1 pseudogene is annotated in these 234 nt (G+C 53.4%); it reads right to left on the bottom strand.

From position 1 onward, the window contains the following. Positions 1 to 234: pseudogene (locus B3180_RS02540) on the bottom strand (hypothetical protein); the annotation flags it as partial.

Here is a 234-nt window from a genome sequence, read left to right as displayed (position 1 = left end):
GGTCCTGCAATAGTGGCGCATCGTTATTATCGTAGCGGATAATAAAGCGATTCTGATCATCCCATTGATGGTACCAGCGCACAGCCTGTTGCTGGCGCTCGGCGGAGTTATGCCGGCGCGGACCGTCAGTCTGAAAATCCGACGCCAGAACTTGTAGTTGTTTGTTGTCGGTTGCCCATTGGGCATTGACGTTATACCGCTGTGTGTCGTTTTCGCTGAACTGGCCACCCCACT

It is taken from the genome of Idiomarina sp. UBA4206, from assembly GCF_002383015.1.
GTDB classification, from domain to species: domain Bacteria; phylum Pseudomonadota; class Gammaproteobacteria; order Enterobacterales; family Alteromonadaceae; genus Idiomarina; species Idiomarina abyssalis.
This window is presented reverse-complemented; position numbering and strand designations above follow the sequence as displayed.